Origin of the sequence: Rhizobium sp. NPDC092011 (genome assembly GCF_044756305.1) — a bacterium.
Taxonomy (GTDB): domain Bacteria; phylum Pseudomonadota; class Alphaproteobacteria; order Rhizobiales; family Rhizobiaceae; genus Rhizobium.
The window spans coordinates 28,225-43,946 of record NZ_JBIVSO010000007.1; the positions used below are offsets into that span (position 1 = coordinate 28,225).

14 protein-coding genes are annotated in these 15,722 nt (G+C 58.3%); 8 read left to right on the forward strand and 6 right to left on the reverse strand.

Translation table 11 applies throughout. The features are described from left to right. Window positions 1-36 precede the first annotated feature (36 nt). The 5 genes from ACIQJ2_RS24455 to ACIQJ2_RS24475 all read right to left on the reverse strand — a co-directional run bounded on the left by ACIQJ2_RS24455 (window position 37) and on the right by ACIQJ2_RS24475 (window position 5,515). Entirely contained in the window at window positions 37-1,218 is a 1,182-nt protein-coding gene (locus ACIQJ2_RS24455) for a diguanylate cyclase (protein WP_400671727.1), read from the reverse strand. Between the two features lie 449 nt (window positions 1,219-1,667). Next, window positions 1,668-2,567 carry an N-acetylglucosamine kinase gene (locus ACIQJ2_RS24460; protein ID WP_400671725.1) on the reverse strand — a complete coding sequence of 300 codons (900 nt, stop codon included), beginning with the start codon at window positions 2,565-2,567 and terminating at the stop codon, window positions 1,668-1,670. A gap of 13 nt (window positions 2,568-2,580) precedes the next feature. After that, window positions 2,581-3,585 carry a hypothetical protein gene (locus ACIQJ2_RS24465; RefSeq protein ID WP_199151090.1) on the reverse strand — a complete coding sequence of 335 codons (1,005 nt, stop codon included), beginning with the start codon at window positions 3,583-3,585 and terminating at the stop codon, window positions 2,581-2,583. Between the two features lie 128 nt (window positions 3,586-3,713). Further along, a complete protein-coding gene (locus ACIQJ2_RS24470; RefSeq protein ID WP_400671722.1) occupies window positions 3,714-4,478 on the reverse strand; it encodes a GntR family transcriptional regulator in 765 nt (254 codons plus the stop codon). Continuing rightward, the gene (locus tag ACIQJ2_RS24475) at window positions 4,478-5,515 is read right to left on the reverse strand and encodes a Gfo/Idh/MocA family protein (protein ID WP_400671720.1); all 1,038 of its coding nucleotides are present in this window, start codon (window positions 5,513-5,515) and stop codon (window positions 4,478-4,480) included. The genes ACIQJ2_RS24470 and ACIQJ2_RS24475 overlap by 1 nt, the downstream gene beginning before the upstream one ends. Before the next feature lie 185 nt (window positions 5,516-5,700). Between ACIQJ2_RS24475 and ACIQJ2_RS24480 the strand changes: the two genes are divergently transcribed. From ACIQJ2_RS24480 to ACIQJ2_RS24495, 4 genes are all read left to right on the forward strand, one after another. After that, the gene (locus tag ACIQJ2_RS24480; protein WP_400671718.1) at window positions 5,701-6,966 is read left to right on the forward strand and encodes an ABC transporter substrate-binding protein; all 1,266 of its coding nucleotides are present in this window, start codon (window positions 5,701-5,703) and stop codon (window positions 6,964-6,966) included. Between the two features lie 91 nt (window positions 6,967-7,057). Further along, complete coding sequence (locus ACIQJ2_RS24485; RefSeq protein WP_141683720.1) at window positions 7,058-7,945, forward strand: carbohydrate ABC transporter permease; 888 nt, start codon at window positions 7,058-7,060, stop codon at window positions 7,943-7,945. Between the two features lie 12 nt (window positions 7,946-7,957). Next, window positions 7,958-8,842 carry a carbohydrate ABC transporter permease gene (locus ACIQJ2_RS24490; RefSeq protein ID WP_400671715.1) on the forward strand — a complete coding sequence of 295 codons (885 nt, stop codon included), beginning with the start codon at window positions 7,958-7,960 and terminating at the stop codon, window positions 8,840-8,842. Window positions 8,843-8,887: 45 nt separating this feature from the next. Continuing rightward, window positions 8,888-9,895, forward strand: a complete 1,008-nt coding sequence (locus tag ACIQJ2_RS24495) for an ABC transporter ATP-binding protein (protein ID WP_199151094.1) — start codon at window positions 8,888-8,890, stop codon at window positions 9,893-9,895. Between the two features lie 116 nt (window positions 9,896-10,011). Here ACIQJ2_RS24495 and ACIQJ2_RS24500 read toward each other — a convergent pair whose 3' ends face one another. Continuing rightward, a complete protein-coding gene (locus ACIQJ2_RS24500) occupies window positions 10,012-11,298 on the reverse strand; it encodes an ROK family protein (protein ID WP_400671711.1) in 1,287 nt (428 codons plus the stop codon). 572 nt (window positions 11,299-11,870) lie between these two features. Here ACIQJ2_RS24500 and ACIQJ2_RS24505 point away from each other — a divergent pair. From ACIQJ2_RS24505 to ACIQJ2_RS24520, 4 genes are read left to right on the forward strand one after another with little or no spacing between them, the layout of a single operon-like run. Then, a complete protein-coding gene (locus ACIQJ2_RS24505; RefSeq protein WP_400671786.1) occupies window positions 11,871-12,872 on the forward strand; it encodes an ABC transporter ATP-binding protein in 1,002 nt (333 codons plus the stop codon). A gap of 11 nt (window positions 12,873-12,883) precedes the next feature. Beyond that, window positions 12,884-13,753 carry an ABC transporter permease gene (locus ACIQJ2_RS24510; RefSeq protein ID WP_400671709.1) on the forward strand — a complete coding sequence of 290 codons (870 nt, stop codon included), beginning with the start codon at window positions 12,884-12,886 and terminating at the stop codon, window positions 13,751-13,753. Then, window positions 13,753-14,562, forward strand: coding sequence for an ABC transporter permease (locus ACIQJ2_RS24515; protein ID WP_199150324.1), 810 nt, complete (start codon window positions 13,753-13,755; stop codon window positions 14,560-14,562). The genes ACIQJ2_RS24510 and ACIQJ2_RS24515 overlap by 1 nt, the downstream gene beginning before the upstream one ends. A gap of 27 nt (window positions 14,563-14,589) precedes the next feature. Then, window positions 14,590-15,636 carry an extracellular solute-binding protein gene (locus tag ACIQJ2_RS24520; protein WP_400671707.1) on the forward strand — a complete coding sequence of 349 codons (1,047 nt, stop codon included), beginning with the start codon at window positions 14,590-14,592 and terminating at the stop codon, window positions 15,634-15,636. Window positions 15,637-15,722 lie beyond the last annotated feature (86 nt).

Below are 15,722 nucleotides of genomic sequence, written 5' to 3' on the forward strand. Positions count from 1 at the left end.
TTCGTCGTCATTGTGACGTTTGCACGATTTCACACGTCAGTTGGAAACACCAGCGGCCGATCGCTGCTGGTCCTGGGGGAAAATGTCGATATCGGCATCGCACACACGGTTTCGTCCGGAGGCTTTCGCCAAGTACAAGGCCCGATCGGCCTCCCGGCATAGGTAGGCCAATTCATTTCCCGCCTGCGAGGCTCTTGCGACACCTATGCTGGCAGTAACGACAATGTCTGTTGGGATGGACGGATAGCGAAGGTCGGAAACCGTTTTGCGGATTCTCTCTGCATGAAACATCGCATCTTCGCCTCCAGCTGGAAGGAAGACAATAAACTCCTCGCCTCCTTGCCGCGCAAGAAGAGCAAATTGCGGTAGGGTTGCCTGCACCGCTTGCCCCATTATCTGGAGAACTTCGTCGCCAGCTGCATGTCCCCAACGGTCGTTCAACTGCTTGAAATGATCAATATCGAGATAGAGGATCGCATCGCCAAGACGAAGCCGGCTGGGCACGGTCGAGTTGAAAAAGCGACGGTTATAAAGACCCGTGAGAGCGTCACGATCGGCCAGGCATCTGATCTTGAGATGCTGGCGTTCACTGATGAAGATGACGATTGAGATGGCGAGCACGAACTTGGACAGGATCATCAGGAAAAACCCGTTCGCTACGTCAAGCAGCGGAAACGTGTCGAACGCGAATTCCAGCCCCATTATCAATGAGAGAATACTGGCGCAGCCCAGTATCGCCGCAACCAGTTTGCGAATTGGAAGGGGTTCGCGGTGGGCGTCGAGTAGGACAATGATTGCAGTTGCAGCCATCGTCAAACAGCCGAGAAACGTGAAAGTTGTTGCCCGATATGTATTATTCAAGTGAAAGGCCGTGATCAAACCAACGACAAGTGTCGCCGCCGCGGGCAAAACAACGAGCCAGGTCCGGATTTTTCGATCGGGGTTGCTGATCACGACAAAGGCCAACCCCAGCAGACAATATCCAAGGACAGCAAGGACGATGTTCACCAGGCTCAGGGGCCCATAGAGGGCGGGATGAATCTCGGCATGTCCTGCAAGCGTCGAGCCCCCGGCGAGCACAACAAAACTTGCCGCCAGAAGTCCGACCCCGCGGCTCTCAGCCGAGGTCAGCCGCAGATATCCCAGGGTCAAGGCGCCCGCGATATAGGACGTCTTCTGCAGAAAGAGGACTGTTGGCATATCCAGTTCGTTGATCATCGAGCACCAAAACGGGGTCAAACGTTGGCGTTGCTCTACCTCTCACAATTAAATATTTTGCGAAGATCGATCGGCTAACTCAAGGTCATGCCTCGAGCGCCGGACGGCGAACATCCTCGAGGTCGATGCGGATATTGAATCGTTCAATCGCAGACGCATCCCATCTGGCGTTGTGACGAACGCATTGGCAGGCTCGATGAACCCGGCTGCCCGGCCAAGCTCCATGGATTGCCATTCGATTGCCGGCGGCTGCTCGCATCCTGACGTGCGGTAGGCTAAAAAATATGCGTGAACGGCTTGTTCATGCCGGGCATCAACGTGCGATCCGGATCATGCAACATCGGCGGCACCCGACACCGTTCAAATTGCAGCTTGTCAGGATAGTCGAAACGGCGTCATCGGACGGCTCGAAATCTCGCCCCGGCCTGGACTGGGGCAAAGCCTTGCCGTCATTTTCCAGTCGACAACCGCTGACGGGCGAGGAATACCGCGCCTTCCACCGGTGGAACCGGCAGCTTGTGGATCCGCAAATGGCCGTGCCGGGCGAATACGTGATGCTTGAAGGCTTCCAAGAGCGGTGGTTGGTTGACGATGACGCTGCCGGCGACAACGATGTCTGTTCCGACAGCACCTCGCGCGAGTAATTGATCAACCAGCGCCGCCAGATATTGCCCGCCTTCGTCGATGATGCGGGCGGCAAGAGCCGAACCGGCGGCGGCGGCGGCAAAGATTGCCGGGCAATGCGGCGCCCAATTCTCCGACGTTGGCTCGTCGTTGACCTTGCGTGTCAGCCGCTCGGCATCCGCGACCCCGAAATCACGGATCAGTGCGCCGAGCAAGCCGTCGTCGGGCTTGCCCTCATCGAGGGCGCGCAGTGCCGCGCGGGTGGCCTCGCGCACCAAGGCGGCTGCCCCACCTTCATCGCCGATGACCGGTCCCCAGCCGCCGGTTGCGAGATGCGCACCGGAAGCATCTATTCCGACGCCAATCGCGCCGGTTCCGGCGATGATGCCAATGCCGTCAGGAAAGCCGGCGGCCAGCGCGATCAGCGAGGCGTCATTGACGATGCTTGCGCGCAGGCCACGCGTGGCAAGTGCTTTCTGCAGGTCCTCTGCCGTTTCGGCACGGTTGATGCCCTGGGCACCGAAAGCCATGGCCGCAATATGGGCGCCCGCCGGGATATGTGGTGTGATACGCTCCGCTATCCATTCAGCGGCAAGGTCTGCCGGCTCGGCATCCCATTCACGGCTGTGCAGAATAGTATCGAGGAGGCGCGTGCCGTTGGTATCCTCGATGACCAGATGGGTCTTGGTGCCGCCGATGTCGAGTGCAAGCAGGCAATCCGTCATGTTCGAGCCCCTCTCAGGCGACTTTGGTATCGTTGTTTTCGAACACGAAGGCGTCGGGATCGAGCCCTCGTGCAATCGCGGTCTCGACCGCAATGGTCTGCATGACCAATGCCTCGACAATAGGGCGCTGCGCCGGCGTGAGGGAGGGGATAGCGATATGCGCCAGGTGGTTTTCCTCATCGATATCGAGTGGACTTATGAGAATAACATGGTGACCGGCACGGGCGAGCTTCTGAGCAAGCTGGAGTTCACGCTCTTCGCCGAAGATGATGTGAACGCCCTGACCGGCCGATTCCATCGCGCCGTGCAGATATTGCCGTGTGGACATGCCCGTCGATGGGATGCGCGCGATCTCGCGCAGCAACAGGGAGCCGACCTCTGCCGAGCCCACCGACGGTGCAGTTCCCACGCAATCGACATATTGGGCCGTTTGAAGCGGGGCGATCAGGCTGGCTATCCGGCTCGCGAGGTTTTTCTCCGTAGCGCGAAGAGCATTAGAAACGGCCGGCCAGCCGACATCGATCGAGCCGCCGTCCCAGGCTTCGGCGACCATGCCGAGAGCAGCGATCGTCGCCGTATAGCCGATGGTGGAGGCATAGCTGTCAGGGATATTGCCCAGCGATATGCTGACGGCGGAGGTTTCCTCAATCGGCGAATCTTTGGCGTTGACGACGGAGAAGCGCAGTCGCTTTTCGACCGTATTCAGTGTCGCCAGGGTTTCCGAGCTTTTGCCGCTCTGCGAAACGCCGATCAGAGGGTGGGGGGTGGCAGGGAAGGGAAGTGGGTGCTCGCCGGCATTGAGACGCCAGCTGTGAATGTCGCGGCTCCTCAGCGTCCACACGGCTGCCGCACTGGCGGCAAAGCTTGCGCCTATGCCGAGGAATATGGGGCCGGGTCCTTCAAGGATGCCGCGGCTTTGCAAAAGCTCAATATCTGCTGAAATCGCAGCGATGGCTTTGGCCAGAGCATCGGCCTGTGAGGCACGGGCTTCTGCGAGCGGGATATATCCTTTGGGCAAATGGTCTCTCCTTGCTTATAGACAAAACGAGGCCTTCTGCAGGCGCAAGGCGCCAGCGACCATCCGTCGTCGATTGTTGCGAAGGCAGGCTTCACCCTGCCGTTTCTTTGATCCTTCCTTCTCTCAGCCTATCCGCCTGTCTTGACGCGGCTGAAGGAGGTCCGAAGGCGATATCGATCGCCGGCATAGCGTATGGTCGAGGATATCAGCGGCTTTCCGGCGCTATCCTCGATGAGCTGATACATGGTGAGGATCGGCATCCCCGCCTCGATCCCCAGATGTTTGGCGGTCACAAGATCCGCCTCCTGCGCCTCGATCGTCGATTCCGCCCGGCTGAGTTCGATGCCGGCGTCGCTCATGAGACGGAAGAGCGAGGCCGAGCCGAAGTCTGCTGACGAGAGGTTCAACTCGTTCAAGGCTGGGAAATAGGAGCTGTCGACGGCAACGGGTACACCATCGAGTTTGCGGATACGCACGAGGTGAAACAGCCTTGAACCCGGGGCGATCGAAAGCTCCTCCGACTGATCGAGCGTGGCCGAGGCTTCCTCCGCTTTCAAGACTTCCGACGATGCCTTCAGGCCGAGCCGGGCCGCGGTCTCGCTGAAGGATTCCAGCGTCTGGGGAAACTCTTGATGCGCTTCGCTCGCCACATACCAGCCGCGGCCGTGGGAGGACACCAGCACACCGCTGCCGACGAGGCTCTGCAAAGCGCGCCGAAGCGTCACGCGGCTAATCGCCAGGCGGTCGATCAGGTCGCGTTCCGGCGGCAGGCGGCTGCCCGGTGAAAGCTTTCCGGCATTGATCTCACGGGTAATGGCCTTGGCAGCTTGCTGCCAGAGCGGTTCGGGGGAGTCCGATTGAAGTGGGGCGACCGCGCCGTCCATCTTGACCATTAGCTTATCGTCACCTTTTCCCACATTTTCGTCCGCATCGAACGGTAGCAGGCGTCCAGGATGCGGTTGACCACGACGCCGTCCTCGAAGGTCTCCACTGGCTGAGTTCCAGCGGCAAAGCAATCAACAAAGTGGCGCATTTGTTGCGAGAATCCATAGGCACGCGTTTCCTCGGGAACGGGATAGACCCAGCCGGTATCGGCACTCGACTTTTCCACAAGATATCCGACTGGCTTCTCGATGAAACCCCAGACCGGGCCGACGGAACTATCGGTGACGATGCGGCCAGCGGAGCCGACCAATTCGTGGCGCAATTGCATGCCGCCTTTTTCGATCCATGAGGATTCGATTGTCGCGAGCTGGCCGCCGGCGAATTTCAGCAGCGCGATTGCCGTATCTTCCCCGGTCGTCTTGTCGGAATGGGCAAGGGTTGCGCCCCAGGCCATAACCTCGACGACCGGATTGTCCTTGCCAAAGAAGTGCCGCGCCGATTCGACCGTATGGCACCCCATGTCGAGCAAGGCGCCACCACCCGCCGTTTCGGCGTCCCAGAAATGCGGCGCATGCGGACCCGAATGCGCTTCACGCGCCCGCATGGTCAGGAGGTCGCCGATACCACCCGCCTGCACCATCTGATAGGCCTTGGCAATATTGGGAGAGAACACCGAGCTTTCGGCATAGCCGTGCCAGATGCCGGCGTCTATCACCACCTTCAGCATTTCGGCGGCTTCTTTTTCGGTGCGCGCAAGTGGCTTCGTGCAGACGACGGCCTTGCCGTGACGGGCGACGATCCTCACGGCCTCGAGATGCACTTCGTTCGGAAGCGCGATCACGACAAGCTGCACTGCCGGATCGGCGCAGAGCGCGTCCATGTCTTGATAGGCCGTAACACCCGGTCCCCATTTTCTGGCAAGTTCGGTGGCGCGCTCGCCGCTGCGCGAATAGCAGGCCACCAGTTGGCCATTGCGCACATCAAGAAGTGCATCCGCATAACAATCGCTGATGAAGCCTGACCCCAAGATCCCAACACCAATCATCAAAGCTTCCCCCTAGGCGCCAAATTTGCGAACCGTCATATGTGATCGATGAATACCACATAAGACAAAAATGGGAAGAGAAAAAACTTGTTGTCACATATTGTATTGAGATGTATCTTCCCGGCGTTCGTTGCGAGCTCCGAGGGCGCACGCAATCCAAGCACAAAAAGAGGGGAGCATTTCAGATGCGTTCAAAGCATGCTTGCATTAAGGGCGCGGTTGCGTCGCTAGGCCTGGCACTTGCGGCCGGCAGCGCGCTTGCCGCGGAGCCTGTAACAATCAAATTGGGCAGCTGGCGTACGGAAGATATCGCCGTCTGGCAGGACAAGCTGCTCCCGGCCTTCGAAAAAGAGCATCCGGACATCAAGGTCGAGTTCGCTCCGATCAATACCAACGAATACAATGCCGCCATCCAGTCGCAGATCGACGCCGGCGCTGGTCCGGATCTGATGACTTGCCGCCCCTTCGACGTTAATCGCGAATGGATCCGGCGCGGCTATTTCGAGCCACTGAAGGATTTCGCTCCGATCAAGGATTTCAGCGATACGTCAAAGGCGGCCTGGGCCGATGCCAAGGGCGAGCCCTTCTGCCTGCCGATTGCCGCTGTCCTCGCCGGCTTCTACTACAATGTCGATATCTTCAAGGAATTGGGCCTGGAGCCGCCAAAGACGGCCGCCGAATTCACTGAAGTCCTTCAGAAGATCAAGGACAACGGCAAATACACGCCGCTCGCCTATGGCTCTGCCGAAAGCTGGCAGCTTGCCTATAACGGCCTCTACAATGTCGGTCCTTCCTACTGGAAGGGCGAGGAAGGCCGCCAAGGTCTGATCAACGGCACGAAAAAACTGACAGATCCGGATTTTGTGGCTGCTTTCAAGGCCTTCGCCTCTTGGCGTCCGTTCATGCCCGATGGCCAAGCCAGCCTGCAATATGCCGACATGACGCAGCTGTTCACGATCGGCCGCGCTGCGATCCTGCCCGACGGCTCCTGGAACATCAATCAGGTGACGGCAACCGGGCTCAATGTTGGCGTTTTCGGTCCGCCGACGGCGACCACCGGTGGCAAGCGCTATCTGCAGGAAATGCCCGATATGGCAATCGGCCTCAATGCCGCCGGCAAACATAAGGATGCCGCCAAGGTATTCCTGACCTGGCTCGCCAGCCCCGCATTCCAGGAACTCTATGTCAACGAGGCACCTGGCTTCTTCGCCATGGGCTCCAAGCCGGTCACCTACAAGAACGAGCTGGCGCAGAAATTCGCCGATCTGAAGAAGGGTGCCGAGCTTACGCCGCGTCTCGCTCTCGATCGGCTCAGCGCCGGCAACCCGCCGCTCGACGACGAGATCTGGCGGGTGCTGCAGGTGATGATGACCAGCGACAAGCTGACGCCCGATACCGCCACCGCCGAGCTGCAGAAGGGCCTCGACTCCTGGTACAAGCCACAGAAGTAAATCTCTTGGGCCCGCGCGCCGTCCCTCGCGGGAAGACAGGCGGGCCCTTTTCGCATCTAAGACGTTCATACAGGAATGGGAGGCCTTCCGAGTGATACGCCCAACAACCGCGCGCATCAGCTTGGTGCTGTTCGTTTTGCCGGCTCTGACGATCTATGTCGCCTTTGCCGTGTTGCCGCTGGCCCTTTCCATCCTGATGAGCTTCTTCGATACCAAAAGCTCTGCGGGGCGTATCTTTGTCGGATTGCAGAACTACTATTATCTGTTCACGCATCCCGTCACGAGTGCCCGCTTCTGGAATGCGCTGCTGAACAATATCGAATATTTCGCGATCCATCTGATCGTTGAGGTGCCGATCGGCCTGTTGATGGCGGCTCTCCTGACCTCAGGTCTGCTGCGTCGTTCTGAAGGCGTCTATCGCACGCTGCTCTTCATTCCGGCCACGCTCTCCGTCGTCATTGTTGGCTTTATCTGGCGGTTGATCATCAATCCACTCTGGGGTCTCGTGCACTTTCCACTGCTAGGCAATGAACTGACGGCGCTACCGACGATCTCGCTGATGTCGGTCTGGCAATATGTCGGCATTCCGATGATCTTTCTCTACAGCGCCTTGCTTGCCGTGCCTGAGGATATTGTCGAGGCCGCCCGCATCGATGGCGCCAGCAACTGGCGCATTTTCTGGGGCATCAAGTTTCCGCTGATCGCACCGCAATTCGGGCTGATCGTGATCCTGACCTATATCTGGACCTTCAATGGTTTCGACCTCGTCTTCGCACTCAACGGCGCAGCACCCGGGCCGAACTACAGCACTGATATTCTCGGCACTCTGTTCTATCGCACCTTCTTCGGGTCGAGCGGCCAGGTCGCCGATATCGACCTCGGTGCAACGGTTGCAACAGTGATCTTCCTGATCATCCTCGTCGTGACTGCGATCTATTTCTGGCTCGTTCAGCGCCGCCTGAAGCCCCACCAGATCTGAGGAGGATCAGGCATGACCATAACATTATCCGATGAGAGCGCTACGCACACAGCCCGCAAAAGTGGAGATGGGCGAGCATGGACTGCTGACCGCATCGTCGTGCATGCGCTGCTGATCTTCTTCGTCCTGCTTGCCATCGGCCCGATCCTCCTCGTCGTCATGAATTCGTTCAAGACGACGCCGGCGATCTTCGGCGGCCCGTTCGATTTGCCGACGACCAGGACCTTCGGCATCGATGGCTATCTGCGCGTTTTCACGCGCGGGAATTTTCTTCTGAACTATCAGAACAGCCTGATCGTCACTGTGGTGACGATCGTACTCACAATCGTCACTGCGACGCTCGCTGCCTACGGCCTTGTCGAATACAAGGTGCGGCTTGCGCCGGTGCTGGCTGGTCTTTTCATCGTCGGCATCATGTTGCCGATACGCCTTGGCACCGTGCCAATCCTTGAGATCATGATCTCGTGGAACCTGATCGACACGTTGACTGCGCTGATCCTCGTCTATACCGCGATGAGCATCCCGATCGCGGTCACCTTGATGGTTGCTTATTTCCGCACGGTTCCGACCGAACTGAAGGAGGCGGCGCGTATCGATGGCGCAGGTGAATTCCGCACCTTTCTGATCGCGCTTCCCGTCGTCAAGCCAGGACTTGCCGCGGTGGCGACGCTGACGATGCTACCTGTCTGGAACGATCTGTGGTTCCCGCTCGTGCTGGCGCCCAGCAAGAGCAATCAGACTGTTACTCTCGGCGTCCAGCAGTTCGTCGGCCAGTTTCTGAGCGACTATCCGGCATTGCTTGCGGCGTTGACGCTCGGCGCCGTGCCTTTGATCCTGCTCTACGTGATCTTCTCGCGGCAGTTCATCAAAGGTCTGAGCCAGGGTGTCGGCAAGTAGCACCTCGCATCGTCATCCTCATAAAATTTTGAAGTGGAGTACCCCATGGCCGATGTCAAAATCAGCAATCTCTACAAGCGCTATGGCGCGGTCGAAGTCCTGAAGAACATCAACCTCGATATCAAATCGGGTGAGTTCGTCGCTTTCGTCGGGCCTTCCGGCTGCGGCAAGTCAACCCTGTTGCGCTGCATTTCCGGTCTGGAGCAGATTTCCGACGGAACGCTCGAGATTGGCGGTAGGGTCGTCAACGATATTGGTCCCTCGCAGCGCGGCATCGCCATGGTCTTCCAATCCTATGCGCTCTATCCGCACAAGACTGTCTACGACAACATGGCCTATTCGCTGCAGCTTCAAAAACTGCCGAAGGACCAGATCGAGAGGATGGTGATGGCGGCCGCGGAAAAGCTGCAGCTCGTGCCCTACCTGAAGCGGCTGCCCAAAGCCTTGTCTGGCGGTCAGCGCCAGCGCGTCGCCATCGGTCGTGCGATCGTTCGCAATCCGAAGGTCTTCCTGTTCGACGAACCGCTGTCCAATCTCGATGCTTCGCTGCGCGTGCAGATGCGCATCGAGATCGCCCAGCTCAACAAGAACCTCTCCGATACCGCGATGATCTATGTGACCCATGATCAGGTCGAGGCCATGACCATGGCGGACAAGATCGTCGTGCTGCGGGACGGCGTGGTGCAACAGGTCGGTTCGCCGCTGGAGCTTTACGAAAACCCGCAGAACCTCTTTGTCGCCAAGTTCATCGGCTCGCCCGAAATGAACTTCATGACCGGTGAGGATGCCAAGGCCTATAAGGCCGAGACCGTCGGCGTTCGCCCGGAGCATCTGACCGTCGAGCAGTCAGGCGGAGTATGGTCGGGCACGGTCATGCACTCGGAAAACCTCGGCTCCGACTCCTACATCTATATCGATATGGGTGGCGTGAAGCCTGTTATCATCCGCCAGGAAGGCAAATCGGACTATCGATCCGGCCAACGTCTCTCGTTCTCGCCAAAGGACGACCGTTATCATCGCTTCGATGCCGGCGGTCGGCCGATTGCGCAATGAGTGACCGACCATTGCTCGGCCGCGCCTCTTGGTCGAATGTCGCCCGCGCCGTCCAACGATTTGAGCGGGTATTATTGAAACGCACTTTGATAATTACCTGCGAATCAACCTCTCCACTACCATGTGGAATCGAAGCCTAAAGCGGCCAAAGCCGGATTGGCCGCCATTGGTGTCCTGGTCGTCGTCGCCCGCCATGAGGTGCTCGAAGAGCCCGGGAGCATGGCGACGGCAATCGGCAGCGCCGCGGCGCCCAGTGCCGGCATGTCCGCGGCATGTTCGGCAGGCATCAGGCGTGGTTGGCTGCTGGAATGCCGGTGTGTCATGGAAGGCAGCAGCGGTGTTGCCGCCGTGATGAGGCCGTCCAGAAGTTCGGCTGGCAGGCCGCCGCCGATGACGATTGTGTCGGGGTCGAACATAGCTTCGACATTGCGAATGGCGATGCGTAAATATTGTCCCGCCTCCTGCCGCCAGGCCAGGAGGCGCGCGTCGCCCGAACGGCTGCAGGCGACCAGTTCCTCCGTGGGAACCTCGTCTGGGGTGCGTGTCGGCCCGCAGATTGTCTCTGCCGCGGCATAAAGCGACACATATTGTTCCAGGCAGCCGCGGCTGCCGCAGGGGCAAAGCCGCCCGCCGGGCTTGACGATCATATGGCCGATTTCACCGGCACCGCCGAACGCACCGCGATAGGGATGACCATCCATGACCAGGCCACCGCCGACGCCAAGATTGAAATGCAGGTAGAAAAAGCTGCGGGCGATGCGCCCTACGCCGTAAAGCCCTTCGCCAATGGCTGCCACGGTCGCATCGTTTTCGACAAAGGTTTTGATGCCGGTAAGCTCTTCAAGTTTAGCCACCAGCGGAAACTTGGTCCATTCATCAGCTTCCTGCACCTTGTCGTACCAGAAGGTGCCGTTTTCTACCGTGCCAGGCACGCTGCAGCCTATGCCCCAGATCCTATCCCGTCCGAGCCCGGAGGTCTTGAGCAGCCTGTTGGCCAATGAGGCCAGTATCTCGGCAATCAAGCCGGGTTCGCGCTCAACGAGATCGTAGTCTTCGCTGGCGATGATGTCGCCGGCAAGATCGACAAGGACACCGGACACCCGGCGGTAGGCGAGGGACAGGCCAATCGTATAGCCTCCTGTCGCGTCGAGAGACAATTCAACGGCCGGCTGGCCGCGTTGTCCGACCCTCTTGCCTTGCTGACGGATCAACCCTGCCACTTCAAGCTCGGATGCTATGTTGGAAATCGCCTGCACAGTGAGGCCGATCCTCTGTGCCAGCTCCATGCGGGTGATGGGGCCGTTGCGACGAACCGCGTCGAAAACCGCGCGGCGATTGAGCGCCCTGGTCTGGGTCAGATTTGTGCCGGGCAGTGCGCCGTCGCGGTCCGTTGAATTGAGCATGCCTACTCTCTCGTCAAAGCTTTGGTTGCAAGATATTCAAAAACCGTTTAATTAAAAAGTGTTGTGTTATTAAGGGTGCGAATGCCTGCGAAGGGAACCGTCGGCAGCGCAAGGAAATTGCGGGCGAACGAGCAAAGCTCGACCTGCCAAATTGAAGACATACAGCTGTCCATCTTGAATGAGGAGGATCAATTTCATGGCCGTTGTTTCCGAAAATATTTAGTAACTAGATAGTTATATATGATTTAACCTCTCGACCTCGTCAGGCGCGTCGAGGGGTTGTGACCGCGCGTCAAAATGTCAGGAACGGGGATCTCCTCCGGCCCGCGAGCGTGGCCGACTCTGGGGGGTCTCCCTGTGATGTCAGTAAAAAATATTCGATATATCAATGCTATAACTGTTTAGCGTTGAGCCTCTTTTGCTGCGCTAAGCCTTGAGGCGTGCCTTGGCGTACGCTGCTTTTCGATTTTGAATGAAGATGGTCATACGCCGCTTGACAGACGAAAATTACCGCTGTTAGCTATTCACCAAATAGTTATTTAACGAGAAAAAGGGGCAGCGGCATGCGGTCTATGATCGACATCGTGGATGTATCGAAGTCCTTCTTGACGCGGGCCGCTGGTCTCGTGACCGCGTTGAGCACGGTCAATCTCTCGATACGCGACAATGAATTCTTCACGCTGCTCGGGCCGTCCGGCTGCGGAAAGACGACCCTGCTGCGACTGATCGGTGGATTCGAGGCGCCGACGACGGGAGAGATCCGCATAGGCGACATCGATGCCGCCTCGCTGCCCCCGCAAAAGCGGCCCGTGAACACGGTGTTTCAGAGCTACGCGCTCTTTCCGCATATGACAATTGCCGAGAACGTTGCCTTCGGCCTGGAAATGCTGGGGGTATCGAAGGCAGAGATCGATCGGCGGGTGCGTGAAGCGCTGAGCATGGTTCGCTTGAATAATTATGCGTCGCGCAGTCCCCGTCAGCTGTCCGGTGGCCAGCAGCAGCGTGTCGCGCTAGCACGAGCGCTTGCTCCGCGCCCAAAGGTACTCCTGCTTGACGAGCCGCTATCTGCTTTGGATCTCAAGCTCCGCAAGGAGATGCAGTCGGAGCTGAAACGTCTGCAGCAGGAAACAGGTATCACTTTCGTACTGGTGACGCATGATCAGGAGGAGGCGCTGGCAATGTCAGACCGCATCGCCGTCATGTCGGCGGGTAACATCCTGCAGGTCGGCGAACCAAGGGGCATTTATGACAATCCGCAAAGCCGTTTCGTGGCTGATTTCATCGGCGAGTCGAACGTCATCCCCGGCGCTGTTCTCGGCCGCGATCCAGCCGTCGTGATTGCCGTTCGGCCGGAGCGAATTGTCGTTTCGCCTGCCGTGAATACGAGACTGGGGCGGGCCAAGGGAAAGATCGCCTCGGTCACCTTTCTCGGCCTTGATACGCTTTACGAGATCGCGCTCGATGGCGGCAGCAATGTGCGCAGCCGGTGTCGCGATATCGAACCACCGCTGATTGCCGGCCAGTCCGTCATCGTCGATTGGTCAAGCGATGTCGAGCGCCACCTGGTCGATTGAGGAGCCGGTCGATGAATGAAAACCGCACGCTCGCCCTGATTGCTCCAGCGTTCCTGGTAATCGGCATATTCATGGTGCTGCCGCTTTGCATTGCTGTCATCTATTCCTTCATGACTGCCAATCCCTATGGTGGCGTCAGCATGCCACTGACCTTCGATGCCTATGTCCAGTTCCTGTTTAGACGGGACTTCGACGACAGCCTGATGTTTTCATGGAGCTACGTGATCATCATCCTCCGCTCCATTTATCTTGCGGCGGTAACGACCATCTTCTGCCTTGCGCTTGGCTTGCCGGTCGCCTGGTACATTGTCTGTCAATCATCCGAGCGCCGCCGCATCTTACTCTTCTTCGTCACGTTGCCGTTCTGGATCAATACATTGATTCGCACTTATTGCTGGGTGCTCATCCTGCGCGATGAGGGGCTTGCGAACAACTTCCTGAAATCTCTTGGCGTCATTTCAGATCCTCTGCCGCTGCTCTATAATGACGGTTCAATCTTGCTCGGCCTCATCTACACGTTCCTGCCTTTCATGATCCTGCCTGTCTATTCGACGCTGGAGCGGATAGATCCACGATTGATCGAAGTCGCCTACGATCTCTACGCTAATCGCTATGCAGTTTTCCGCCGGATTATCTGGCCACTCGCAAAACCTGGTGCGCTGGTCGGGGCCAGTATTGTTTTTGCACCGGCTCTCGGCTCATTCCTAGCACCCGATCTTCTTGGCGGTGGCAAGAAGCTATTGATCGGCAGCCTCGTGCAGATGCAGTTCACCACGTCGCGCAACTGGCCGTTCGGCGCGGCGCTCTCGATCGTCGTGACGATCGGCGTGCTGCTGATCTTTCTCGTCCGCTCACGCAAGGTAGAGGAGGAGGGGCGTTGATGAGGAACATACGACCGTTTGACTGGCGCCACACGCCGGGCCTCTCCGCCTTCACGGCGATCATCATGTCATTTTTCTATGCACCGCTGCTGATCCTGGTGATCTACTCCTTCAACGCCAATCAGCTGGTGACAGTGTGGAGCGGCTTCAGTCTTCATTGGTTCGTGGATGTCTCGGCCAACGCCGATATTCGCCGCGCGGCAATCAACAGCATTGTCATCGCCGTTGCAGCAACGATTGCGTCGACCCTGATTGCGACGGCCGGTGCCCTGGCGCTGGAGCGCGGCAAGCTGCGGCGCGGTCGGGCGACCGTGACGGCCATGATCGCACTGCCCCTGATCGTGCCGGAAATCATCGTGGCGATCATGACGCTGATCTTCTTCTCGATGATCGGCATGCACAACGGCCTCGTCAATCTCATGATCGCGCATACCGTTTTCTGCATACCGTTTGCCTTGCTGCCGGTGCAGGCGCGCCTGCGCGACATGGGAGGAACGCTCGAGGAAGCGGCGAGGGATCTCTATGCCAGTGAATGGCAGCTCTTCCGGCGTGTGACGCTGCCGTTGCTGATGCCGGCGATCTCGGCCGGCGCTCTGATGGCCTTCGTCGTGTCATTGGATGATTTTCTCATCAGTCTGATGGTGTCGGGAGCTGGCTCCACGACGTTGCCCGTCTATGTCTACGGCATGATGCGACTTGGGGTGACGCCAGAGGTCAATGCCATCTCCACCATTCTGCTGCTCGTCTCGCTGATCTTCGTCACCGCGTCGTTGCTGCTCGGACGACGAAGTCAGATGGCGGAACAATAATCTCTAGAAAACAACAGAGAGGGAACCATGACAAAATTCAAGAAGACAATTCTCGCCACCGGCCTTTTGGCCACAACCGCCTTTGCAATGCCGCATGCGGCCTTCGCTGACGCCGGTGTTCTGCACATCTACAATTGGACCGATTACACATCCGACGAGCTGGTCAAGAAGTTCGAAGCCGAAACCGGCATCAAGGTAACGATAGACACGTATGATTCCAACGAGACCGCGCTTGCAAAGATCAGCTCCGGCGCTTCCGGCTACGATGTGATGATCATCAGCAACGACTTCGTGCCGATCTTCGTCAATCAGGGGCTGTTGCAGGATGTCAGCGTGGCTTCCATGCCGAATTTCAAGAACCTCGACCCCAAATGGCAAAAGCGCCCATGGGATGTTGACGCGAAATACTCGGTTCCCTGGGTCTGGGGAACGACGTCCTACTCCGTGGATGCCGCTCTTTATAAAGGGCCGACCGACAGCCTGAAGGCGCTATTCGAGCCCGCTGCCGATCTCAAGGGCAAGATCGGTATGTTCGGCTCGCCAAGCGAGGTCATGTCGCTGGCGCTGCTCTACCTGGGCAAGGAACAATGCAACACCAATCCGGCCGACCTGAAACAGCTCGACGCGCTGCTTCAGGCGCAGAAGCCTTTCGTGAAGGTCTACAATTCGGACGGCACGACCGAGCGGCAGGTTTCCGGTGAGACGGTCATGCATGAGCAATGGTCCGGCAAGGCCCTGGCCGCCCGCCAGCAGAAGCCGACGATCAAATACGTCTTCCCAAAGGAGGGCGCGATTGGATGGATGGACAATGTCGCCGTCCCGAAGGGCGCACCGGACGTTGAAAACGCCAAGAGGTTTCTGAACTTTCTGATGGATCCCGAAAACATCGCTCTGCAGCAGAAGTCGACTGGTTACCAGAGCGCGGTCTCGGGCTCGAACAAGTTCTTGCCATCGGAAGTCGGCAATTCGCCGGAATTCAATCCACCGGCTGATCTAAAGATCGTCTTCGCGCCTTCGTGCCCTGAGAAGGCGACGCGCGCCTACGATCGGATATGGACCAACCTGCGCCAATGAAATCGAACACTCGGCAGGCCGTCCGGTGCGGCCTGCCGCCATCAAGAACCGCATCGGACGACCGACATGTCGGCCGCCCACCGGAG

Coding starts and splice junctions, on each gene's coding strand:
- ACIQJ2_RS24455 (WP_400671727.1), bottom strand. CDS start 1,218: ATGATCAACGAACTGGATATGCCAACAGTCCTCTTTCTGCAGAAGACG.
- ACIQJ2_RS24460 (WP_400671725.1), bottom strand. CDS start 2,567: ATGACGGATTGCCTGCTTGCACTCGACATCGGCGGCACCAAGACCCAT.
- ACIQJ2_RS24470 (WP_400671722.1), bottom strand. CDS start 4,478: ATGGTCAAGATGGACGGCGCGGTCGCCCCACTTCAATCGGACTCCCCC.
- ACIQJ2_RS24475 (WP_400671720.1), bottom strand. CDS start 5,515: ATGATTGGTGTTGGGATCTTGGGGTCAGGCTTCATCAGCGATTGTTAT.
- ACIQJ2_RS24480 (WP_400671718.1), top strand. CDS start 5,701: ATGCGTTCAAAGCATGCTTGCATTAAGGGCGCGGTTGCGTCGCTAGGC.
- ACIQJ2_RS24490 (WP_400671715.1), top strand. CDS start 7,958: ATGACCATAACATTATCCGATGAGAGCGCTACGCACACAGCCCGCAAA.
- ACIQJ2_RS24495 (WP_199151094.1), top strand. CDS start 8,888: ATGGCCGATGTCAAAATCAGCAATCTCTACAAGCGCTATGGCGCGGTC.
- ACIQJ2_RS24500 (WP_400671711.1), bottom strand. CDS start 11,298: ATGCTCAATTCAACGGACCGCGACGGCGCACTGCCCGGCACAAATCTG.
- ACIQJ2_RS24505 (WP_400671786.1), top strand. CDS start 11,871: ATGATCGACATCGTGGATGTATCGAAGTCCTTCTTGACGCGGGCCGCT.
- ACIQJ2_RS24510 (WP_400671709.1), top strand. CDS start 12,884: ATGAATGAAAACCGCACGCTCGCCCTGATTGCTCCAGCGTTCCTGGTA.
- ACIQJ2_RS24515 (WP_199150324.1), top strand. CDS start 13,753: ATGAGGAACATACGACCGTTTGACTGGCGCCACACGCCGGGCCTCTCC.
- ACIQJ2_RS24520 (WP_400671707.1), top strand. CDS start 14,590: ATGACAAAATTCAAGAAGACAATTCTCGCCACCGGCCTTTTGGCCACA.